This window comes from Qipengyuania sp. (genome assembly GCF_964227205.1).
Classification (GTDB): Bacteria; Pseudomonadota; Alphaproteobacteria; order Sphingomonadales; family Sphingomonadaceae; genus Qipengyuania.
Genome location: NZ_CAXQVB010000001.1, coordinates 179,190 through 201,898, shown reverse-complemented (window position 1 = coordinate 201,898; position 22,709 = coordinate 179,190). Strand labels below are relative to the sequence as shown.

The window sequence follows — 22,709 nt, the reverse complement described above, 5'->3', positions numbered from 1 at the left end:
GCGTCAACGCGGCTTGACGAACTTGAACAGGAAGCGGTCGGTCTTGCCCCGGATCGCGGGATCGAAGACCAGCTTGGTGTGGTCGTCCTCGGGATTGGCGAGAAGATCGCTGGTGTCCTCGAGCACGAAGCCCGCGCGCTCGAAATCGGCGCGGACCACCGCCGGATCGATACGGTGGAGCGCATCGACCAGCGCGCGCGTGTCGCTGCCTTCACCGACATGGTCGATCACCCCGACCACGCCGCCCGGCTTCATTCCCGCATAGAGCGCGGCGACATAGGCCGCCGGATCGGTGGTGGGGATCTTGAACCGTTCCGAGGTCCAGTAGATGTCGTGGTAGGACAGGTTGATGAGCGCGAAATCGAGCGATTCGGCGGGCGGGGCGAAAGCGTCGAAGGGATAGCGCGATTCGCTCACTTCGGGCGCCCGCTCCTCCAGCGCGCTCCACGCGGTCTTGCTGTCCTCGTCGGTATAGAACTGGCTCGGCTGGTAGGCGACGACCTTGCCCTCGGGTCCGACGACATGGGCCATGATCTCGGCCCAGTAGCCGGTACCGGTGAGCAGATCTGCAGCAGTCATACCGGGTTCGAGGCCGAGGAAGGCGAGCACTTCGGCAGGCTTGCGGCTTTCGTCGAGTTCGCGCGCCTCGGCGGGGCGGTCGGACGCGGCAAGCGCGGCGGCGTAAAGTGCAGGCTCTGCTGCCGACGCCATGCTCGGCGCGAGCGTAGGGCCGGAAAACGCGATGGCGGCGGCCAGCGCCAGACGGATGGTGCGCATGATGGTTCTCCCCGAAAGGAAGCTATCCTGCGCCACGAAGCGGGCAATTCAATGGCCGCTGGACAAGCGGCGTTGCCGCTCGACGAACGTCACGGTCAGGGCTTGCCGCCCATCCGCTTGTAGCGCGTCTTCCCATAGCGCGTCTTGCGCGTGCCGGGACGGCCTGCATCGCTGCGACCGACCTTGGGGGCCTTTTTCTCGCCTTCGCCGAGGCCGAGCTCGTCGTTTTCGAGCCGGCGGATCTCGTCGCGCAGACGGCCGGCCTCCTCGAATTCGAGATCGGCGGCGGCGGCACGCATTCTCTTTTCCAAGTCCTCGATATAGGCGCGCAAGTTGTGGCCGACGAGGTTGTTGCGCTCGTCGTCGCCCGTATCGACGGTGACGCCGTCCCGGCTGGCGGTGTCGGCGACGATATCGGCGATCTGACGCTTGATCGTCTGCGGCGTGATGCCATGTTTTTCGTTGTATTCTCGCTGCTTTTCGCGGCGGCGTTCGGTCTCCGCCATCGCGCGTTCCATGCTGCCGGTCACGCGGTCGGCATAGAGGATGACGCGGCCATCGACATTGCGCGCGGCGCGGCCGATGGTCTGGATGAGGCTGGTTTCCGAACGCAGGAAGCCTTCCTTGTCGGCATCGAGGATGCAGACGAGCCCGCATTCGGGAATGTCGAGGCCTTCGCGCAGCAGGTTGATGCCGACCAAAACGTCATAGACGCCAAGGCGCAGGTCGCGGATCAGCTCGATACGTTCGAGCGTCTCGACATCGGAGTGCATGTAGCGGACCTTGACGCCCGCCTCGTGCATGAACTCGGTCAGGTCTTCGGCCATGCGCTTGGTGAGCGTGGTGACGAGCGTGCGGTAGCCCATCTGCGCGGTCTTCTTGCATTCCTCGATGCAGTCCTGGACCTGGTCCTCGACCGGCTTGATCTCGACCGGCGGGTCGATCAGGCCAGTGGGGCGGATGACCTGTTCGGCGAAAACGCCGCCGGTCTGTTCCATCTCCCATGTGCCCGGCGTGGCCGAGACGCAGAATGTCTGCGGGCGCATCGCGTCCCATTCGTTGAAGCGCAGTGGGCGGTTGTCGATACACGAGGGCAGGCGGAATCCATATTCGGCGAGCGTGATCTTGCGGCGATGGTCGCCGCGCGCCATCGCGCCGATCTGCGGCACCGTCTGGTGGCTTTCGTCGACGAAGAGCAGCGCGTTTTCGGGGAGGTATTCGAACAGCGTGGGCGGCGGCTCGCCAGGCAGGCGCCCGGTGAGGAAGCGGCTGTAATTCTCGATTCCCGCGCAGGAGCCGGTGGCGGCAATCATCTCGAGGTCGAAATTGGTGCGTTGCTCCAAGCGCTGCGCTTCGAGCAGCCGGCCTTCCTCGTGCAATTCCTTGAGCCGTTCCTGCAGCTCGAACTTGATCGCCTCGCTCGCCTGTTTCATCGTCGGACCGGGGGTCACGTAGTGCGAATTGGCGTAGACGCGGACCTTGTCGAGGATGACGCCCTTCTTGCCGGTGAGCGGGTCGAACTCGCTGATTTCCTCGATCTCGTCGCCGAAGAAGCTGATCCGCCAGGCCATGTCTTCATAGTGGCTGGGGAAGATCTCGAGATTGTCGCCGCGGACACGGAAATTGCCGCGCGCGAAGGCGGCGTCGTTGCGCTTGTACTGCAGGGCGACGAGCTTGCGGATCAGCTCGCGCTGGTCGACCGTCTCGCCGGTCTTGATGTCGAAGATCATTGCCGAATAGGTTTCGACCGATCCGATACCGTAGAGGCAGGACACCGAAGCAACGATGATCACGTCGTCACGTTCGAGCAGCGCGCGCGTGGCCGAGTGGCGCATCCGGTCGATCGCCTCATTCACCGAGCTTTCCTTCTCGATGTATGTGTCGGACCGGGGCACATAGGCTTCGGGCTGGTAATAGTCGTAATAGCTGACGAAATACTCGACCGCATTCTCGGGGAAGAAGCTCTTGAATTCGCCATAGAGCTGCGCGGCGAGGATCTTGTTCGGCGCAAGGATCAGCGCCGGGCGCTGCAGTTCCTCGATCACCTTGGCCATGGTAAAGGTTTTGCCCGAACCGGTCACGCCGAGCAGCACCTGCGTCTGCTCGCCATCTCTCGCCGCACCGGTCAGCTCGGCGATCGCGGTCGGCTGGTCGCCGCTGGGGGTGTAGTCGCTGACCAGCTTGAACTTCTTGCCCGGCATCGATTTTTCGGGGCGCGCGGGCTTGTGGGGGACGAACTCGCCGGTGGTATCCGGCTCTTCCAGCCCCCTTCGGATGACGAGTTCGCTCATGCGCGCACATATGGGGAACGGCGGGGCAGGGCGCAACGGTGCTTGCCTCTCGCGGTGCGGCTGCTAGCCTTGCCGCCTCAGACCGGGAGACCACCCATGCGCCGTATCGCGATCGCCGCCGCCAGCCTGACCCTCGCCGCTTGCGGGGGCGGTACCAGCGCCGATGCAGACGGCGATGGCGAGATTTCGATGCAGGAAGCCGCCGCCAAGTCCAAGGACATGGTCCGGCCGCAACCGGGCAAGTATCGCGCCACGGTCGAATTCGTGAACATGGAAATGCCGGGCGCGCCCAAGCAGGTGCAGGACATGATGAGCGGCATGTTCGACCGGGGGCCGCAGACGCACGAATACTGCCTGACCAAGGAAGAGGCCGACAAGGGCTTCGAGGAAATGGCGCGGCAGGCGCGCGAAGACGATGGCGACTGCACCTTCGAGAAATTCGATGCCGAGGGCGGCCGGATCGACGCAATCATGAATTGCAATGCCGATGGGCAGGGCGCGGCGCGCATGACCATGACCGGGACGGGCAGCGAAACCGCTTCGCAAATGACCATGACGGTCGATGCCAAGGCCCCTAACGGGCAGAGCATGACCATGACGATGAAGAGCTCGCAGGAACGCATCGGCGACTGCGACGCTTAGACGACCGAAGATTAATTCGGGAGCCAACCCGTGGCTGCCGCATTATTACACGGTGATGGCAACATTACCGTTCAGAGACACGCCGTTCATCGACCGCGAGGAACTGGCGCGCCGTTGGGCGCTGGCGGCTGAGCCTTGCCCCGACGACGCGCGCGGGCCGCGCTGGCAGCTCATGTTGCGTGAATTCCTGTGGCCGCTCGAGCCGGTCCGGCGGTTGGTCGGCGCCCCGCTCGAAATCGCGCGAGCGACCCATCCAAAGTCGGTGATGTTATTGCCCGGCTTCGGCGCGCACCCCATCCGCATGCGGTGGATGGCGCGCAAGCTCGAGGCGGCAGGGCATACCGCGAAGAAATGGGGCCTCGGATACAATCTCGGCGCCACCGAAGCGCGCTTCCGCATGGTCGAAAAGCGATTGGTAGACCTTCACCGCCGGACGGGCGAACCGATTCATTTGGTCGGGTGGAGCCTGGGCGGGGTGATGGCGCGCGAACTCGCCAAGGCGCATCCCGACAAAGTCGCCAAGGTCGTGACGATGGGCTCGCCCTTTTCGGGCAGTCCGCGCGCGAACAATGGCTGGCGTGCCTATCAGGCGATTGCCGGCCATCGCGTCGACGAACCCGAAATCGATACCGTGCTGCATGAAAAGCCGCCGGTCGAGACGGTTGCCTTCTGGAGCCCGAAGGACGGGGTCGTCCACCCGCGTGCCGCCTGCGGCAAGCCCGGCGAACGCGACCGCGCGGTGGCGTTGCGCTGCTCGCACATGGGATTCGTCCTGACGCATGAGGCGGTGCGGGCCTTGCTGGCGGAACTCGACCGGGACTGACCCCCGACTACGTGCGCGACAGCGCTCAGCGGCAGTAGGAACCCTTGCCGTATTCGAGATGGAAATGGTCCTGGTGGGCGCGGTTATAATCGGGTCCGAGGACGGTTCCGAAACGCTTGCACGCGCTGGTGTGGATGACGCGCAGGAACTCGCGCTCGTCCTGCCCAGCATTCCACCCAGACTTGACCGAGATCCGGCGTCCGTCGGCCAGCACGAATGCGGCGACATCGATCGCCTCGGCGCGCGCATGCGCGCTCAGCCGCCCGGTTCCCGCGACATCGCGGCAGGCATAGCTTCCCATGGTTTCGATCCGTACCAGCGGACTGCCGAGGATCTGCTGCGCGGCGCGATCGACGCCATAGCGCGCCCAGCCGGCGAAACTGTTCGCAAGCGGGCAGGCGACCACGCCCAGATTGGTCACGGTGAACTGGTTGCGGTCGCCGCCGACCCCGTCGAGCTTGACGCTGTTGGTGGTCGAGCAACCGGCACCGTAGAATTTGTCGGGTAGCGGCGCGAAGAGCGACCCGCTCTGGCCGAGTTCGGCCTGGCACTGGCGTGCTTCGGGGCGCGCGAGGCTGACTGCGGGGGCTGCCGCTTCGCGCGCGATCCGGCCACTAGGCTGCGATTGAGGTATTGCGCCGCATCCCGCCACGATCAGGAGGAGAGGGAGAGCAATGGCGGGATGCGAGCGCATGGCCCGCACATTGCGCGAACCATCGTTAATTTATCGCTAACGGCGAACCGCGATCAGGGAGCCTGGAGCTGCTCCCAAAGCTCGATCTTCACCCCGTCGGGATCGAGGATCCAGGCGAATTTGCCGTAACCTTCATCGACATGGCCGAGCACTTCGATGCCCTTGTCCCTCAATTGCGCAACCATTCCGTCGCAATCGTCGACCCGCAGGTTGATCATGAAGCCACCCGTGCCGGGCTTGATGTATTCATCGTCCTTGAAGTGGCTGATCAGCGAGTAGGGCTTGTCGCCCGTCTCCTCGGCCCAATCGAGCTGCGGGCCGTACTCGCCCTCGATGCCCAGCACGTCGCGATACCATTCCCGCGTCGCTGCCGGGTCCTCGACCACGTAGAACACTCCGCCGAGGCCGGTTACCTTCGCCATCTCCGCTCTCCCTGATCGCTTGCGCTCAATATCCCGCTGCCTGGCCATCCTTGCGCATTTCGGTCGCGCCGGTCAGCACGCCCGTTTCGGGATCGCGCGCGATCGCCTGGTAGCCCCCGAACATGATGCCGTTGTCGACCACCTCGACCGTGTGCCCCATCGCGCGAAGCCGCTCGACCGTTTCCGCCGGTATGCCCGGTTCGACGTAGAGCGTGCCGAGCGGATCGGCGGCAGGGCCGGTCAGGGCCTCGGTCGGCTGGCGCCCACCATCGTGGTTGAAACGCGCAGCGTCGCCCGCTTCCTGCAGGTTCATCCCGTAGTCGACCAGGTTTACCAGCACCTGCACATGGCCCTGCGGCTGCATGCCCCCGCCCATCAGGCCCAGCGTCATATAGGGCTTGCCGTCCTTCTTCACGAAGGCGGGGATGATCGTGTGGAAGGGGCGCTTGCCAGGGGCATAGGCGTTGGGGTGAGCGGGATCGAGGCTGTAGAGTTCGCCGCGGTCCTGGAACATGAATCCCGTGCCCGGCGCGACGAGACCGCTCCCCATTCCGCGATAATTGGACTGGATCAGGCTGACCATCATGCCGTCGCCATCGACCACGGTCAGGTAGGTGGTATCGCCTTCGCCCTCGAGCTTGGGCTCCCCGGGGCCGAACTCGGGCGTCGCCCTGGCCGGATCGATCAGCTCGAACCGTTCCGCACCATATGCGTCGGTGAGCAGGTCCTGCGGGAAGCTGGCGAAGTCGGAATCGGCATAGAAACGCGCGACATCGGCATAGGCGAGGCGCTTGGCCTCGACCATGTAGTGCATCGCATCGGGGCTGCCGCGCTCCCATTGCGAGAGATCGATGTTCTTGAGGATGTTGACCATTTGCAGTGCGGCGAAGCCCTGGCTGTTGGGCGGCAACTCGCACAGTTCGTAACCCTTCCTGTAGGCAACGCAGACGGGCTCGACCCATGCGCTGTGGTGGTCGGCGAAATCCGCACGCGTGAAGGCGCTGCCCTGTTCCTGCAGATAAGCGACCATGCCTTGGGTCAGCGTGCCGTCGTAAAAGGCATCGCGCCCCTCGCGGCCGATCGTTTCGAGCGTGTTGGCGAGGTCGGGGTTGGTGAAGATCTCTCCCGCCTCGGGCGGCCCGCCATCGGCGAACCAGACCTTGCGCGCATTGGAGAAATCGAAATCGGCGCTGTGCTCCTCGAAGCGTTCGAGATTGGCCGCGAGATACATGCCGATGACCGGTGCGATCGGGTGGCCTTCGCGGGCATAGCTCACGGCGGGGGCGAGATTGTCGGCCATGCTGCGCCGGCCGAACTTCGCATGCATGGCGAACCAGGCATCGACCGTGCCCGGGATGGTCACAGGCAACGCGCCGAAGGGGGGTAGGGCGTCGCGGTCGTCGAGCCTGGCCTTGAGCTGGGCGAGCGTCTGCCCTTTGGGGCTGCGGCCCGATCCGTTGATGCCGTGGAGCTGCCGTGTCTTGGGGTCGTAGATGATCGCGAAGAGGTCGCCCCCGATGCCGTTGCCGGTCGGCTCCATCAGTCCGAGCGCCGCATTGGCGGCGATCGCCGCATCGACCGCGCTGCCGCCATCCTTGAGCACGTCGAGTGCAACCTGCGTCGCCAGCGGATGCGCGGTGGCGGCCATGCCGTGTTGGGCGATTACCGGGCTGCGGCTCCAGTTCGCGCCCACCGGTCGGCCACCGGCGCCGATCTGTTGTTCCACCGGCGGCAGGGCGGACCTCTCCTCCGCGCCCGCAGGCATGGTCGTGAGGGCCAGTGCGGCTATGCCCGCGAGAAATATGCGCATCATCGTCTCCCCGTGTCGGAGACGGTGTGGCGAAGCCCGGTCAGGCTGGCAAGGGGTGCGCGGTCGATCCGGCGGTTGCCTTGCTGACCAGCCAGATGGCGAGCCAGGCGGCGATGAAGCCGGGGACGATTTCGTAGAGACCCTGTTCCATTCCGGGCAGCGCCGAATTCCAGCCAAGCGCGATCCACGCGATAACCACGCCCGCGCCCGTTATCAGGCCTGCGACCGCGCCCGCGCCGGTCATCCGGTCCCAGGTCAGAGAGAGGATGACGAGCGGGCCGAAGGCCGCGCCGAACCCTGCCCAGGCATTGGCGACGAGGCCAAGGACCTTGCTGTCGGGATCGCCTGCGATGACGATCGCGGCAAAGGCTACCAGCGCCACGCAGATACGACCGACATTCACGCTTTCGCGCTCGCCGGCATTCTTGCGCAGGAACAGCTTGTAGAAATCCTCGGTGAGCGAACTCGAGGCGACGAGCAGCTGCGAGCTGATGGTCGACATGATCGCAGCGAGCAGCGCCGCCAGCAGGAAACCGGTCACCAGTGGATGGAACAGCAGGTTGGCGAGGACGATGAAGATCGTCTCGGGATCCTCGATCGCGATGCCGTTGCGTTCGACATAGGCGCGGCCGGCGATGCCGATGCCGATCGAACCGATCAGCGCGACACCCATCCAGCTCATCCCGATGTTGCGCGCGGTCTTGACCTTCTCGACCGTGTCGATCGCCATGAAGCGGACGATGATGTGCGGCTGTCCGAAATAGCCCAGGCCCCAGGTCACCGCGCTGATGAAGCCCAGCAGCGTCAATCCGTGCGTGAGGTCGAGAAAGCCTTCGACCGGAACATCGCTCAGCGATCCGCCCGCTTCGCCGCCCGCGCCGAACATGACCACCAGCGGCATCAGCACCAGCGCGACGACCATGATGCAGCCCTGGACGAAGTCGGTCAGGCTCACCGCGAGGAAACCGCCGACCATGGTGTAGGCCAGGACCACGAGCGCGGTCAGCCAGATGCCGAGCGTGTAGTCGCTTACGCCCATATCGCCGAACAGGCCCGCGAAGCTGGTTTCGAACAGCTTGCCGCCGCCCACGAGGCCGGCTGCTGTGTAGACCGAGAAGAACACCACCACGATCAGCGCCGAGATGACGCGCAGCGCAACTGCCTTGTCGGGGAAGCGGTTCGCGAGGAATTCGGGAATCGTCAGCGAGTTGCCGTAGCTTTCGGTCTGCGAGCGCAGCCGTGGCGCAACGATGAACCAGTTGGCCAGCGCGCCGATGAACAGGCCAATGCCGATCCAGGCTTCGACCAGCCCGCTCGCATAGAGCGCGCCGGGCAGGCCGAGCAGCAGCCAGCCGCTCATGTCCGAAGCGCCTGCCGAAAGCGCTGCGACCGCCGGATGAAGGTTGCGGCCGGCGAGGAGATAGCCCTCGCTGGTGTCGGTCGAGCGCTTCCAGGCCCACAGGCCGATAGCAATCATGAGGACGAAATAGAGGGCGAGCGAGATCAGGGTTCCGGTCTGCATGCGCGCACTCGTAACAAACGTAACCGGGCTTGGCTACCGCGGCAGCCGGGGGCCCCGATCGACGAATTACACCATAGAATAGACCGCGAACACACAGTGAATAGCGTGGGGTCTTTGCCGGTATCGGGAAGTCTCCTGCAACCCGCAGAGATCAAGCCGGCGTTCAGCATATGTTGCAACTTTGCATCGCCGCGGAAAAGCTGTACGGATACTTGGAACGAGATGATGGCTTGGGCGTCTCTAGGGGCAACAGGGTTCACGCAAGCAACAGGTATTCCATGAAAAATTCGACACTACTGGCCACCGCGGCGATCGCGGTAGGCTTCGCTTCGCCAGCCGCCGCGCAGGATGCCGATCCGGACTTCTTCACCGGCTTTTACGTCGGCGGCTCGATCAGCGCCGAAACCGTCGACGACAGTCTGGCAGACAGCATCGTTTTCGATACCGACCAGGATGGCAATTACGACAACCGGGTTCGTACGATCACCGGTGCCAATGCCTTCTCGCCCGGGCTGTGCAACGGCCGTCCCATCGGTACGCCCGCCTCTGCGGCTTGCGGCGATGACGATACCGGTCTCGGCTATCAGGCCAAGATCGGTTACGACGTCCGTGTCGACGGGCCGGCGGTCGCCGGGCTCGTCCTCGAGGCTTCGAAACCGAACGCCGTCGACTATTCTACCGGTTTCAGCACGACGCCGGCATCCTATTCGATCTCGCGCGAGGTCGACTATTCGGTGGCTCTGCGTGGCCGGCTGGGCGTCTCGCCGGGCAGTGGGCGCGGCCTGATCTATGCCACCGGCGGTGCGACCTATGGCAAGATGAAGCACGGCTTCGCCACCACCAACACCGCCAACAGCTTCACTCCGATGAATGCAGACAAATGGGTGTTCGGGACGCAGCTGGGTGCCGGCGGCGAACTCTACATAACCGACAACCTTTCGTTCAACGTCGAGTATCTGGTGACCCGCTATGAGGACGACGATTATTACGTCGCCGTCGGCCAGGGCACCGCGCCGGCCACCAATCCTTTCCTGCTCCGCTCGGGCGGGACCAATATCAAGCCGGCCGACGATCTGAAGGTCCAGTCGATCCGCGCGGGGATCAACTTCCGCTTCTGACCGGCCGCAAGCCGAGACAAGAAAAGGGCGGTCCGTATGACGGGCCGCCCTTTTTCATGTCCGGAACCAAAGCCTTACGCTTGCGCCGCGCGCTTCGCCCGCTTGCGCTCGTGCGGGTCGAGGATCGCCTTGCGCAGGCGGATGCTTTCGGGCGTCACCTCGACCATTTCGTCATCGTCGATATAGGCGATCGCCTGTTCGAGCGTCATCACGCGCGGCGGGGTCAGGCGGATCGCGTCATCCTTGCCGGTCGAACGGAAGTTCGTCAGCTGCTTCGACTTCATCGGGTTGACTTCGAGATCGTCGGGCTTGGCGTTTTCGCCGATGATCATGCCTTCGTAGATCTTCGCGCCGCCGCGGATGAACAGTTCGCCGCGCTCCTCCAGAGCGTTGAGCGCATAGGGGACGGCTTCACCCGGGACCATCGAGATGAGCACGCCGTTCTGGCGGCCTTCGATCGGCCCGCGATAGGTGTCGTACTTCTCGAACAGGCGGTTCATGATGCCCGTGCCGCGCGTGTCGGACAGGAATTCGCCGTGATAGCCGATCAGGCCGCGGCTGGGGGCGGAGAAGGTGATGCGGGTCTTGCCCTGGCCCGAGGGACGCATCTCGGTCAGCTCGGCCTTGCGGCGCTGCATCTTCTCGACGACGGTGCCCGAGTGCTCGTCGTCGACGTCGATAACGACCGTCTCGAAAGGCTCCATGCGCTGGCCGTTCTCTTCGCGGAACAGCACCCGCGGACGGCTGATGCCGAGCTCGAAACCTTCGCGGCGCATCGTTTCGATAAGCACGCCGAGCTGCAGTTCGCCGCGGCCGGCGACCTCGAAGCTGTCCTTGTCCTCGCTCTCGGTAATCCGGATGGCGACATTGGTTTCGGCCTCGCGATAGAGACGGTCGCGGATCATGCGGCTGGTGACCTTGCTGCCCTCGCGGCCGGCCAGGGGACTGTCGTTGACCGAGAACTGCATCGCCAGCGTCGGCGGGTCGATCGGCTGCGCCTCGATCGGGGTCTTCACCGAAGGATCGGCGATAGTGTTCGAGACGGTCGCCTTTTCGAGGCCCGCCAGCGCGATGATGTCGCCGGCCTGTGCGCTGTCGACCGGCACGCGGTCGAGGCCGTCGAACGACAGCAGCTTGGTCGCGCGGCCGACTTCGATGACATTGCCGTTGGCGTCGAGCGCGTGGATCGGGTCGTTGACGTCGATCTTGCCCGACTGGACGCGTCCGGTGAGAACGCGGCCCATGAAATTGTCGCGGTCGAGCAGCGTGGCGAGGAAGCTGAACGGCGCTTCGGTGTCGAGGCCCGGCGCGGGGACGTGGTCGACGATCAGCTTGAACAGCGGTTCGAGATTGCCTTCGCGCGCGTGTTCGTCGTCACTGGCGTAGCCGTCGCGGCCCGACGCCCACAGCGAAGGGAAGTCGAGCTGGTCGTCATTCGCGTCGAGCGAGGCGAAAAGGTCGAAAACCTCGTCGAGCACGGCCTGCGGGCGCGCGTCGCCGCGGTCGATCTTGTTGACCACGACAATCGGGCGCAGGCCGAGGCCGAGCGCCTTGCCGGTGACGAACTTGGTCTGCGGCATCGGACCTTCGGCCGAATCGACCAACAGGATCACGCCGTCGACCATGCTCAGGATGCGTTCGACCTCGGCGCCAAAGTCGGCGTGGCCAGGGGTGTCGACGATGTTGATCCGCGTGCCGTTCCATTCGACACTGGTGCATTTGGCGAGGATGGTGATCCCGCGTTCCTTTTCCAGGTCGTTCGAATCCATCGCGCGTTCTTCCACGCGCTGGTTCTCGCGGAAGGTGCCCGACTGGCGGAAGAGCTGGTCGACGAGAGTGGTCTTGCCGTGGTCGACGTGGGCGATGATCGCCACGTTGCGAAGGTCGCGGGACATGAGAAATTGCTTTCGATTAGGGTGTCGTAGCGTCAACGCATGAAGGGCCCGACGCGTTTCGGGCGCGCCCCTAGCTTAGATGCTGCAATGCGGCAAGGTGCTGCGGTGTAACGCGAAAGGCACACACGTCGGGAGAGGTGCGACACTCGTCGGCTAAACCCTTGAGAGGCCTTGGGAGTCTGGTAACGCGCGGGCCGCCTGCGTGTTTTGGGGACTGCGCAGCAGACCGAAAAGACGTCTTGAGAGAAGAGGACCTTTCATGAAATTCAATACTTTCGGCCGCAACGCGACCGTTCGTACCGCCCTGCTTGCCGGCGCCGCTGCGCTGGTGCTGCCCGCCGCCGCGCAGGCGCAGGATGCCGACACCGATGCCGAGGATACGACCGCGGCACCCGCCAACAACAACGTGATCGTGGTCACCGCGACCAAGCGCGAACAGACGCTGCAGGAAACCCCGGTCGCGGTCAGCGTGACCAGCGCCGAGACGATCGAGCGCGCGCAGATCCGCGACGTGGCCGACCTCGCCACCGTGGTCCCCTCGCTCCGCGTCAGCCAGAACCAGAGCGCCTTCGCCACCAGCTATTCGATCCGCGGCTTCGGCACCGATGGCAACAACATCGGCCTCGAACCGTCGGTCGCGATGTTCGTCGACGGCGTCTATCGCAGCCGTGCGATTTCGCAGATTTCCGACCTTCCCGATATCCAGCGCGTCGAGGTTCTGCGCGGTCCGCAGTCGACTCTGTTCGGCAAGAACGCCAGCGCCGGCGTGATCTCGATCGTCACCAAGGAACCGCAGTTCGACTTTGGCGGCATGGTCGAGGCGAGCTACGGCAATTACGACGCCATGGTTGCCAAGGGCTTCGTCACCGGACCGATCAGCGACTCGGTTGCGTTCAGCGTCGGCGGCGGGATCAACAAGCGCGATGGCTTCCTGACCAATGGCGCCAATGGCGAAGACATCAACGACCGCAACCGCTGGTTCACCCGCGGCCAGCTGCTGTTCGACGATGGCGGCCCGCTGCGCGTGCGCGTGATCGGCGATTACGACAAGATCAAGGAACGCTGCTGCGGGGTGCTCAATGTCGCGCCCTCGGCCGAGCTCGGGGCGATCCAGCTGCTTGGCGGCCAGGTCAACGACTTCCGCAACAATCCCGACGGCGACGTGATCTATACCGACGTCGACCCGATCAACCGGATCGAAAACTACGGCATCTCGGGCCAGGTCGACTACGAGTTCGGCCCGATCACGATGACGTCGATCACCGCCTATCGCGAAACGCATCTTGCGGCCGATCAGGACGTCGACTTCACCAGCCTCCCGGCGGTTACGGGCGCCAATATCGGCGATGCCGACATCGACACCTTCACGCAGGAACTGCGGTTCGCCTCGGACTTCGACGGTCCGTTCAACTTCCTGGTCGGGGGCTATTACTTCGACGAGCGCGTCGATACCTCGGACAGCATCGTCTTCGGCCCGGCCTTCCGCCCCTACGCCGACCTGCTGCTGCGCGGCGCGACCGGCGGCACGCAGAATGTCAACACGCTCGAAGCCACGCTGTCGGCGCTCAACGGCACCGATTATACCGGCCAGTTCTTCGCCAATGGCCAAGGCTTCTTCAACAACATCGTCCAGGACAACGAGGCGTTCTCGATCTTCGGCAATGTCGATTTCGAGATCACCGACCGGCTCGTCCTCACGCTCGGTGCCAACTACACCAAGGACAAGAAGCAGATCGTGACCAATTCGGTGAGCACCGACGTGTTCTCGAACATCGATCTGGTCGCCTCGGGCAATCGCGCGATCTTCGCGCAGGCATTCCAGCAGGGCGTGGCGCAGCAGGTTTGCCTCGCTGCCCCGGCAGGCTTCTGCGCGGGTCCGCTGGCCACGCAGGCCGAAATCGCAGCCTTTGCCGGCGTGAGCCCGGCAGGCTTCGCCGCCATCCAGGCGGGGGTCCAGCCGCAGGCGCAAGCCTTTGCCGATGCCAACGATACCAATCCGGCGGTCAACCCGCTGCTGGCGCTGACCCCGTTCCAGTTCCTGCCGCCGATGCAGAACTGCCCGAACGCGGTGGAAGATTGCGCTACCGACGATGACGACTGGAGCTGGAACGTCCGTCTCGCCTACGAAGTGACGCCGACGCTCAATGTCTATGCAAGCTGGGCGACCGGCTACAAGGCACCGAGCTTCAACCTGTCGCGCGACAGCCGCCCGCTTCCGGCGGACTTCGCCGCGCTGCAGTCCCAAGGCCTCGCGGTCACCAACCTGCGCCCGGGCACCCGTTTCGCCAACGCCGAGAATTCGGAAGTGATCGAAGTGGGGATCAAGGGCAACTGGAGTCGCGCCGCGGCGAACCTGACCTTCTTCCAGCAGTCGATCGAGGATTTCCAGGCGAACACCTTCACCGGGACTTCGTTCATCCTGTCGAATGCAGGAAAGCAGGAAACCTTCGGGGTCGAATTCGACGGCCAGTTCTATGCCAGTGACGAGCTGACGCTAAGCCTTGGCATGACCTATCTCGACGCGAAGTACGACAGTTTCCCCAACTCGCCGGTCGGCGATCTGACGGGCGAACCGGTCGCCGGCGTGCCCGAGCTGTCGGCGGTGTTCGGCGCGCAATACGACAAGGAGATCAACTCCCGCGGCGACCGCATCATCCTGCGCGGCGACTTCTCCTACCAGTCGCCGGTGCAGGTCACGAACGGCCTGACCAACTACATCGTCGTCGATCCCGCCACCGGCGCGCGTGACTTCGGTCCCGCCCGCGATGCGGCGCGGGCCTATACCCGCGAGGTCAACAACCTCAACGCCTCGCTTACCTATGCCTTCGACATGGGGCTGGAACTGAGCGTGTGGGGCCGCAACCTGCTCGACGATCGCTACATCACCACGGTCTTCCCGGCGGTAGCGCAGGGCCGGGCGGTTTCGGGCTATCCGAACCAGCCGCGCACTTACGGCGTGGCGGCACGTATGCGCTTCTGATCGAGCGCGAACAGCACGAATGGGGAAGGGGAGCTTCGGCTCCCCTTTTCTTTTGCCTTAGGCAAACGAACCGGCGAGAATTGCGTCATGCACGCTTTCATCCGACCTCTGAAGGCGATCGATCTGGACGAGGCCAGTGCCCTGTGCCTGCGGTCGAAGGCGCATTGGGGTTACGATGCGAAGTTCATGGAAGCGTGCCGCAGCGAGCTGGTCTTTACGCCGCGTGATATCGAGGAAGATCTGTCCGTCGGGCTGTGGGTGAGCGGATCGTTACGTGCCGTGGCCCAAATATCGGGCGAGCGCGAACGGTGGGAACTGGAGAAACTCTTCGTCGAGCCTGCCGCAATGGGCCGAGGTTTGGGCCGCACCCTGTTCGAATGGGCTGTGGTCACGGTCGCATCCCGCGGTGGCACCATCATGACAATCGCTGCCGATCCCTGTGCTGTCCCCTTCTATCGCCGGATGGGCGCCGAAGATGCAGGACACGTGCCCTCGGGCTCCATCCGGGGGCGTTTTCTTCCCCGGCTGCATTTGCGTGTGGGGCGTAAAGCCTAAAGCGCGCGCAGCGCCTGTGCGGGCTTCGCTCTGAGCAGCGGCAACGAGGCGCCCAGCGCGAAGGACAGGACGATCGCGATGCCGAGGGATAGGACGGCCAGCACCTCGCCCCAGTCGGGCAGCCAGTCGAATTCGAACAGCTGGGTGACCACCAGCCAGGCAGCCACGCTGCCGATGCCGAGCGCGACCAGCGCCAGCGCACCGGCCAGCGCGCAATATTCGACAAGCTGCATCGCGAGGATCTGCCGACGGTCCGCCCCCAACACGCGCAGCACAACGGTGTCGTAGGTCCGCGCGGCGCGCGCCGCGGCAATGGCGCCCAGCAGGACCGCGAGCCCTGCCAGCACCGCCACGCTGGCGGCCGCAAGCGTGGCGAGGCCAACCTGTTCGAGAATCGCGCGCGCCTGTTCGAGCACCCCGCCGACTTCGATCACCGAAGTCGAGGGAAAGGCCGCCACGAGCGCCCGCAGCAGCGGGCCGGTTGGTGTCCCATCGCCCAGTTCGATAGTCGCGGCGAGGTTGTGGGGAGCGTCCTGCAAGGCGTTGGGGCTCAGCACGAAGACATAGTTGAAGCCCATACTCTCCCAATCGATCCGGCGCAGGTTGGCGATCCGTGCGGTACGTTCGACACCGAGAACGCCGAAGGTGATCATGTCGCCGATCTTCAGTCCGGCGGCTTCGGCGAACTCCTCATCGACCGAAACAAGGGGCTCGCCCGCATAGAAGGGGCCCCACCAGTTCCCCGCGGTCAATTCGTTGCCCGGCGGGACGCGGTCGGCATAGGTCAGCCCACGCTCGCCGCGCAGCGCCCAGGCGCCATCGGGAATTTTCTCGACATCGGCGGTCCGCGTCATCGCGCCTTCGGGTCCGAACGCAAGCACCGACCCGCGCAGCGCAGGCACGGTGCGGTAAGTGGCCTCGGGGTCGATCTCCTTCACCAGAGTTTCGAATTCGGTGACCCGGTCGCGCGGGATGTCGAGGACGAAATAGTCGGGCGCGCGTTCGGGCACGCGCCGTTCGATATTTCCGTCGATCGCGCTCTGCACCGCGGCCAGCAGGACGAAGGCGGCGAGGCCGAATCCCAGCGCGGTGACCAGCGCGCCGGTCGCGGAACCGGGGCGATGGAGATTGGCGAGAGCATTGCGCGCGACCGGGCTCTTGGGACGAGGCAAGGCGCCGGCGAGCTTGCGGATGCCGAGGCCGAGCAGCGCGAGCAGGCCGAGGATGGCGGCTGCTCCGGCAAGAAACCCGCCCGACAGGACCGGGTTCTCAGCCGTCACCAGCGCGAGCACGACGATTGCTGCGAGACCCCCGCCGACAACCAGCAGCGCCTGCGGATCGCGCGCCAGCGGAGCGACGCGCGCGCGCATCAGCGCCATGGCGGGGAAGTGGCGCGCGCGAAGGAGCGGGGGGGCGGCGAAGACCAGGGCCACGAGCAAGCCGTAGGCCAGCGCTAGCAGGATCGCGCCGGGATCGATGATGAGGCCGCTGGAAACGGGCAGCAAGCCCTCCAGCGCCCTCGCCAGCAGCGGCACCAGGGCCACTCCGACGGCAATTCCGGCAATGCTGCCCACCAGCGAGGCAGCGACGATCTGCAGGGCATAGATGCGCGCGATGTCGCGGCTCGATGCGCCAAGGATCTTGAGTGTGGCGATGCCTTGCCGGCGCGCATCGAGATAGGAGGTCACCCCTCCACCGATGCCGATCCCCGCGATCACCAGCGCAGCGAGGCCGACGAGGGTGAGAAATTCGCTCAGCCGGTCGACGAAGCGGTCGGTTCCCGGCGCCGCGCGCTCGGCAGTGTCGATGTCGAAGCCCTGGGCGGGGAATTGGTCCTCCAGCGCATTGCGGGTCTCGCGGATGTCGCGATTGCCGGAGAACCGCACCCGGGTTTTCGATTGATACATCGATCCGGGCGCGATCAGCCCGGCACGGACCGGGAGGTCTTCCGCCACGATCACGGTCGGGCCGAGCTGGAAGCCTTCGCTCAGCCGGTCGGGCTCGTTCGCCACGATTCCGCCGACGCTCAGGGTTTCGGTGCCGATGATGATCCGGTCGCCTGGCGCGACTCCAAGCCGGTCGGCCGCGCCTTGCGACAACCACGCCTCGCCGCGCCCCGGCGGGCCGACCGAACGCCCGTCTTCCAGAGTCAGTTTGCCATAGAGCGGATAGGCGGTATCGACTGCCTTGAGCTCGATCGGCGCGGCCTGGTCGCCGTAGCGCGCCATCGCCTGCATGCGCGTGCCGGCAGACACTTCGCCGAGTTCCTCGAGTGCGGCGCGCTCTTCCTCGTTCAATCCGCGCTGCCACAGTTCGACCTGCAGATCGCCGCCGAGATATTCGCGGCCATTGGATTCGATCTCGCGCTCGATCGCGGCGGTCAGCGAACCGATCGCGGCGAGCGCGCCGGTGCCGAGGAACAGGCAGACCAGCAACAGGCGCAGGCCGCGAAAGCGCGCGTTGAGGTCGCGCCGCGCGATGCGCCAGGCGGTCGCCCAGCTCATGCGGCGCTGTCGCTGGCGATGCGGCCATCGGCGAGTTGCAACACACGCTCGCAATGCTCGGCCAGCTCGGGATCGTGGGTGATGACCAGCAGGGTGGCCTGTGTCTCCGCACGGCGGGCGAACAGCAGTTCGACGATCTCGTGGCCGGTGGCGGCATCGAGATTGCCGGTCGGTTCGTCGGCACAGAGCAGGTCGGGGCGCGGCGCGCTCGCGCGCGCGATGGCGCCGCGCTGGTGCTCGCCGCCGGAAAGCTGCTGCGGATAATGGTCGAGGCGGTGACCGAGGCCGACGGCTTCGAGTTCCGCCTTTGCCCGCGCCTGCGCATCGGCCTCACCCGCCAGTTCCATCGGCGTCGCCACGTTCTCGAGCGCGGTCATGGTCGGAAGGAGGTGGAAGGCCTGCAGCACGATCCCGATCCGCCCGCGCCGCGCGTGCGCCAGCGCATCTTCGTCCATCGCGGCGAAGTCCTCTCCGGCGACCTGCAGCGTGCCGCCGCTGGCCCGTTCGAGCCCCGAGAGTACCGCCATGAGCGAGCTCTTGCCCGAGCCCGATGGTCCGAGCAACGCGACGGTGGAACCGCGCGCGATGTCGAGATCTATCCCGCGCAGAATGTCGACCGGCGCCTCGCGGCTGCCGAGGGTGAGGGTGAGGTTGCGGGCGGAAATCGCGGCTTGAGATGTAGTCACCACCCTGCGATGGCATGCGGCTCAACCATGCACAAGGATACTCGCCGATGCTCTTGCGGCATTTGTCGATATTGATCTTCGCCGGCGCGCTGGCCGCCTGCGGCAGTTCGGCTGATACGGCGCCTGCTCCCGACGCGGCGCGAACGGACAGCCCGGCTGTCGCTTCGATCGCGGTCGAGGGGCCCGAGCGCCGTATTCTCGCCTTCGGCGACAGCCTTTTCGCCGGCTATGGCATCGGGCGCGAACACAGCTATCCGGCGAAACTCGAGGCGGCGCTGCGCGAGCAGGGCATCAATGCCGTGATCACCAATGCCGGGATTTCGGGAGAAACCAGCGGGGCGGGGGCGCAGCGCCTCGCATTCACGCTCGATGCGCAGGAGGAAAAGCCCGACCTCGTGATGCTCGAACTGGGCGGCAACGACATGCTGCGCGCCATTCCGCCCGCGGCGACGCGCGCCAATTTCGAGGCCATGCTCGAGGAACTGAAGCGGCGCGACATCCCGGTGTTGCTGATGGGCATGCGCGCGCCTCCCAATTACGGGCCCGAGTACCAGCAGGAATTCGATGCCATCTATGGTGCAATGGCACAGCGTTATGGCGCGGCGATCATCCCGTTCTGGCTCGAAGCGATCTATCAGGATCCGTCGCTGTTCCAGGACGACAAGATCCATCCGACGACGAAGGGAGTCGACGCTCTGGTCGCGGATACGCTGGACGATGTCGAGGCGGCCCTGCCGAAGAAGGGTTAGGCGCGTACTACCGTCCCGCCGCTGACGCGCCACACGGCCGCCTCGCCGGCAATGCTCTCGAAGGGGGCAAGCTCGGTCCCGGTCATCCACACCTGGGCACCGCTGCCGCGCAATTGCTCGAACAGGGCCGCACGGCGCACGGGGTCGAGATGCGCGGCGACCTCGTCGAGCAGGAGCAGCCCCGCACGGCCTTGCGCCGCAATTCCGGCGTGCGCGAGCGTCATTGCCACCAGCATGGCCTTCTGTTCGCCGGTGGAGCTTTGCGCCGCAGGCACGCGCTTGGCGGCGTGGACCACGTCGAGTTCGTCGCGGTGCGGGCCCGCCAGCGTGCGTTGCGCGGCGCGGTCACGCTTGCGATTGTCGAACAGCGCTTGCGACAGGCCATCGGCATGGTCGGGGGCGCCCGGATCGTAGGTGAGGGCAGGGCGGGCGAATGGCTCGGCGGGCATTTCCGCAAGGCGCACGGCGAGAGTTTCGACGAGCTTGGCACGGCCCCGCATCAGCGCCGTACCATGCTGGACCATCTGCGCCTCGATCGCATCGAGCCAGCCGCTTTCGGGCTCGCGCAAGTCGGCGAGCAGGCGATTGCGTTCGCGCAGCGCGGCCTCGTAGCGCGCGGCGTGGCTGGCGTGCTGCGGGTCCAGCGCCAGCGCCAGCCGGTCCATATAGCGGCGCCGATCGCCGGCGGGGCCGGTAAAGAGGCCATCCATCGCCGGGGTCAGCCAGGTCACTGCGAGCCATTCGCCCAGCGAGGTCGCGCTCGCCTCTGCGCCATTGATGCGCACACGGCGACGGCCCGGATTGGCGCTTTCCGAATAGGTAGCGAGGCGGACCGGCTCGCCGTCCTGCGCAAGGCTGGCGCCCACGCCGAAGCCGGCCTGGCTGCCGCTCCGGACCATTTCGGCCAAGGCCGCCCGGCGCAAGCCGCGCCCGGGGGCAAGCAGTGAAAGGGCCTCGAGGACATTGGTCTTGCCCGCGCCGTTTTCGCCCACCAGCAGGTTGAAGCGCGCCGTGTCCGCGAGATCGCTCGCGGCGTGATTGCGGAAGCCGGTGAGGGAGATGCGGTCGAGCGCCATGGATCGGCTCGCGCGATAGCGCGCACGGTGGCGTAGGGCTACTCGAAAGGCGCAAATCTAATAATTGGTAAAAATTCCCAACCTTTCGGATTGCTGAACATGCGGGTGTGGGCCGGTTCAGCCGAAAAGCGCGGATTTCCGCGGTTTTTCAAATTTGGCACGGCGGTTGCAAAGTATTGGGCGACCCGGATGGTCCGGGCAAAACGAACCAAGGATCAAGGAGTTACCCAATGTCTGTCTTCGAATATGCCAGCAACCGTGCCCTCGCCGCCGTCTTCGCCCTCGGCGTCTCGGCCATGTTCATGGCTGCTGCCATCGTCCCCGCCAGCCCCGCCGGCCTCATCGCCTGATCGGCTGACCCCGCACTCGAATAGTCGCAAAGGAAAGGAAACATGTTTAGTTCTGAAAACGGCAGCAAGCTCTTCGCAGCAGCCTTCTCGCTGGTGATCTCGGCGGTCTTCTTCGCCGCGGCCATCGTCCCCGCATCGCCCAATGGACTGATCGCATGAGCCAGCTCAAATTCCGCGAAGACGATCACGCCGTCCGTCCCGTTCGCAGCTTCAGGCTCGATCGCAACAACGGCAAGCTGATGGGGGTCTGCTCCGGCATCGCCCGCTACTTCGGCATCGACGCCACCTGGGTCCGCCTGGGCTTCGTCGCAGGAGCGCTGCTCGGTTTCGGCAGCTTCATCCTGATCTACCTCGCGATCGCACTGATCGCAGACTGACCACGGCCCTGCGCCAACCGTCCCGGTTTTCGTGCCGGCCGTGGCTCAATCAGAGAAGACCGGGAGGGGCCGCGAGGCCCCTCTCTCGATTCTATCCTCCTGAAAATCACATCGCCGAAATGCCGCCGTCGAGCTTGAGCTCGGCCCCGGTCATGAAGCGGCTTTCGTCGCTGGCGAGATAGACCACCGCATTGGCGATATCGTTCGGCTCGCCCACGAACTTGAGCGGGATCTGCCGCGCCAGCTTGTCCATCAGCACGTCCTTGTCGAGATTGTGATTGCGCGCCGTCCCGTCGAGGATCGGCGTGTCGACGAAGGTCGGGTGGACCGAGTTGCAGCGGATTTGCATGTTCTTCTTGGCGCAATGCAGCGCGATCGACTTCGACAGCATCCACACCGCCGCCTTGGACGAATTGTAGGCGGGCATGGTGTCGCTTGCGATCAGCCCCGCGATGCTTGAGATATTGACGATCGATCCCGGCGCATGTTCGCGCATCAGCGGCAGCGCCTTCTGGCAGCCGTGAAAAATCGAATCGACATTGACCGAAAAGCAGCGCTTCCAATCGTCGAACGTGCAGGTCTCGATATTGCCGCCGACGCCGATTCCGGCATTGTTCACCAGAACGTTGAGCCCGCCGATCTGCTCGCGCGCGGCATCGACCGCGGCTTCCCAGGCCTGCGGATCGGTGACGTCGTGCTGGATCGAGGCGGCGGTGCCGTCACCCAGCCGGCCGTTGACCAGTGCCGCGGTTTCCGCCGCGCCTTCGCCATTGATATCGGTGCACAGTACGCGCGCGCCCTCTTCGGCCAGCCGCATTGCATGCGCGCGCCCCAGACCCTGCGCCGCGCCCGTCACCAGAGCGAGCTTGCCCGCACACCGTCCTGCCATCATCTACTCTCCTGCCAGAATTCCCTGTCCGAGCAGCAAGAGCATGCGCACGTCGATCCCGCAACCATCGGCGCGCTTGGCGGCGATAAAGCTGGCGATGTCGGGCAGGGGCACACGGTGGACGGTGATGTTCTCGCCACCGACGCCGCCGCCGTCGCCGACCCGGGTCAGTTCGCGTGCACGGACCAGCGTAAAGCTTTCGCTGACCATGCCGGGCGAGGACCAGAAGCAACCCATGTCTTCGAGCACGCCGGCACGATAGCCGGTTTCCTCCTCGAGCTCGCGTCCCGCGGCGGCGAGCGGGTCCTCGCGGTCGGATTGGCCTTCGTCGCCGATCAGCCCGGCGGGGAGTTCGAGGCACGGCTTGCCCAACGGAACGCGAAACTGCTCGACCAGCAGGACATGGTCATGTTCGTCGACTGCCAGGATCACCGCAGCGCGGATATTGCGGGGGCGACCGACATATTCCCAGCGGCCACGCTTCTTGGCGGTGATGTACTTGCCCTGCCAGACGATCCGCTCGTCCGCATCGTGATCGGGGACGGGCAT

The 22,709-nt window shown here is 65.2% G+C and carries 20 protein-coding genes; 8 read left to right on the top strand and 12 right to left on the bottom strand.

The annotated features are described in order from the left end of the window. Positions 1-3 precede the first annotated feature (3 nt). Positions 4-777, bottom strand: a complete 774-nt coding sequence (locus tag ACEQZ0_RS01040) for a class I SAM-dependent methyltransferase (protein WP_370187439.1) — start codon at positions 775-777, stop codon at positions 4-6. A 95-nt stretch (positions 778-872) separates the two neighbouring features. Further along, the gene (gene uvrB, locus ACEQZ0_RS01035; RefSeq protein WP_370187436.1) at positions 873-3,068 is read right to left on the bottom strand and encodes an excinuclease ABC subunit UvrB; all 2,196 of its coding nucleotides are present in this window, start codon (positions 3,066-3,068) and stop codon (positions 873-875) included. Between the two features lie 96 nt (positions 3,069-3,164). Here uvrB and ACEQZ0_RS01030 point away from each other — a divergent pair, with 96 nt between their 5' ends. Both ACEQZ0_RS01030 and ACEQZ0_RS01025 read left to right on the top strand, forming a co-directional pair. Continuing rightward, positions 3,165-3,710: a DUF3617 domain-containing protein gene (locus tag ACEQZ0_RS01030; protein WP_370187432.1), complete on the top strand. Its 546-nt coding sequence runs from the start codon at positions 3,165-3,167 to the stop codon at positions 3,708-3,710. A gap of 55 nt (positions 3,711-3,765) precedes the next feature. Further along, positions 3,766-4,533 (top strand): esterase/lipase family protein, encoded by a 768-nt coding sequence (locus tag ACEQZ0_RS01025; protein WP_370187429.1) that lies wholly within the window; start codon positions 3,766-3,768, stop codon positions 4,531-4,533. A gap of 25 nt (positions 4,534-4,558) precedes the next feature. Here the strand turns inward: ACEQZ0_RS01025 and ACEQZ0_RS01020 are convergent, their stop codons facing one another. From ACEQZ0_RS01020 to putP, 4 genes are read right to left on the bottom strand one after another with little or no spacing between them, the layout of a single operon-like run. Then, positions 4,559-5,227, bottom strand: coding sequence for an extensin family protein (locus ACEQZ0_RS01020; RefSeq protein ID WP_370187426.1), 669 nt, complete (start codon positions 5,225-5,227; stop codon positions 4,559-4,561). Between the two features lie 53 nt (positions 5,228-5,280). Beyond that, positions 5,281-5,649 carry a VOC family protein gene (locus ACEQZ0_RS01015; RefSeq protein ID WP_370187423.1) on the bottom strand — a complete coding sequence of 123 codons (369 nt, stop codon included), beginning with the start codon at positions 5,647-5,649 and terminating at the stop codon, positions 5,281-5,283. A gap of 25 nt (positions 5,650-5,674) precedes the next feature. Continuing rightward, complete coding sequence (gene ggt / locus ACEQZ0_RS01010) at positions 5,675-7,459, bottom strand: gamma-glutamyltransferase (RefSeq protein ID WP_372529829.1); 1,785 nt, start codon at positions 7,457-7,459, stop codon at positions 5,675-5,677. Positions 7,460-7,499: 40 nt separating this feature from the next. Continuing rightward, positions 7,500-8,981 (bottom strand): sodium/proline symporter PutP, encoded by a 1,482-nt coding sequence (gene putP, locus ACEQZ0_RS01005; protein ID WP_370187418.1) that lies wholly within the window; start codon positions 8,979-8,981, stop codon positions 7,500-7,502. Positions 8,982-9,259: 278 nt separating this feature from the next. On the opposite strand from putP, the gene ACEQZ0_RS01000 reads away from it, so the two are divergent. Then, complete coding sequence (locus ACEQZ0_RS01000; protein WP_370187415.1) at positions 9,260-10,099, top strand: outer membrane protein; 840 nt, start codon at positions 9,260-9,262, stop codon at positions 10,097-10,099. A gap of 74 nt (positions 10,100-10,173) precedes the next feature. Here ACEQZ0_RS01000 and typA read toward each other — a convergent pair whose 3' ends face one another. Further along, positions 10,174-11,994, bottom strand: coding sequence for a translational GTPase TypA (gene typA, locus ACEQZ0_RS00995; protein WP_370187412.1), 1,821 nt, complete (start codon positions 11,992-11,994; stop codon positions 10,174-10,176). Between the two features lie 259 nt (positions 11,995-12,253). On the opposite strand from typA, the gene ACEQZ0_RS00990 reads away from it, so the two are divergent. Then, the gene (locus ACEQZ0_RS00990; RefSeq protein WP_370187409.1) at positions 12,254-14,974 is read left to right on the top strand and encodes a TonB-dependent receptor; all 2,721 of its coding nucleotides are present in this window, start codon (positions 12,254-12,256) and stop codon (positions 14,972-14,974) included. An 87-nt stretch (positions 14,975-15,061) separates the two neighbouring features. Further along, positions 15,062-15,529 carry a GNAT family N-acetyltransferase gene (locus ACEQZ0_RS00985; RefSeq protein ID WP_370187407.1) on the top strand — a complete coding sequence of 156 codons (468 nt, stop codon included), beginning with the start codon at positions 15,062-15,064 and terminating at the stop codon, positions 15,527-15,529. On the opposite strand, the gene ACEQZ0_RS00980 is transcribed toward ACEQZ0_RS00985, so the two are convergent. Then, positions 15,526-18,033, bottom strand: coding sequence for an ABC transporter permease (locus ACEQZ0_RS00980; RefSeq protein ID WP_370187404.1), 2,508 nt, complete (start codon positions 18,031-18,033; stop codon positions 15,526-15,528). The genes ACEQZ0_RS00985 and ACEQZ0_RS00980 overlap by 4 nt on opposite strands. Continuing rightward, the gene (locus ACEQZ0_RS00975; RefSeq protein WP_370187402.1) at positions 18,030-18,719 is read right to left on the bottom strand and encodes an ABC transporter ATP-binding protein; all 690 of its coding nucleotides are present in this window, start codon (positions 18,717-18,719) and stop codon (positions 18,030-18,032) included. The genes ACEQZ0_RS00980 and ACEQZ0_RS00975 overlap by 4 nt, the downstream gene beginning before the upstream one ends. Positions 18,720-18,766: 47 nt before the next feature. Here ACEQZ0_RS00975 and ACEQZ0_RS00970 point away from each other — a divergent pair, with 47 nt between their 5' ends. After that, complete coding sequence (locus ACEQZ0_RS00970) at positions 18,767-19,468, top strand: arylesterase (protein ID WP_370187400.1); 702 nt, start codon at positions 18,767-18,769, stop codon at positions 19,466-19,468. Here the strand turns inward: ACEQZ0_RS00970 and recF are convergent. Further along, positions 19,465-20,544 carry a DNA replication/repair protein RecF gene (gene recF, locus ACEQZ0_RS00965; protein ID WP_370187397.1) on the bottom strand — a complete coding sequence of 360 codons (1,080 nt, stop codon included), beginning with the start codon at positions 20,542-20,544 and terminating at the stop codon, positions 19,465-19,467. The two genes, ACEQZ0_RS00970 and recF, sit on opposite strands and share 4 nt — an antisense overlap. A gap of 230 nt (positions 20,545-20,774) precedes the next feature. On the opposite strand from recF, the gene ACEQZ0_RS00960 reads away from it, so the two are divergent. Next, entirely contained in the window at positions 20,775-20,894 is a 120-nt protein-coding gene (locus ACEQZ0_RS00960; RefSeq protein WP_370187396.1) for a recombination protein F, read from the top strand. A gap of 155 nt (positions 20,895-21,049) precedes the next feature. Further along, on the top strand, positions 21,050-21,271 hold the full coding sequence (locus ACEQZ0_RS00955; protein ID WP_370187394.1) for a PspC domain-containing protein: 222 nt from the start codon (positions 21,050-21,052) through the stop codon (positions 21,269-21,271). 106 nt (positions 21,272-21,377) lie between these two features. On the opposite strand, the gene ACEQZ0_RS00950 is transcribed toward ACEQZ0_RS00955, so the two are convergent. After that, positions 21,378-22,160 carry an SDR family oxidoreductase gene (locus ACEQZ0_RS00950; protein WP_370187854.1) on the bottom strand — a complete coding sequence of 261 codons (783 nt, stop codon included), beginning with the start codon at positions 22,158-22,160 and terminating at the stop codon, positions 21,378-21,380. A gap of 3 nt (positions 22,161-22,163) precedes the next feature. After that, positions 22,164-22,709 carry an NUDIX hydrolase gene (locus ACEQZ0_RS00945; RefSeq protein WP_370187390.1) on the bottom strand — a complete coding sequence of 182 codons (546 nt, stop codon included), beginning with the start codon at positions 22,707-22,709 and terminating at the stop codon, positions 22,164-22,166.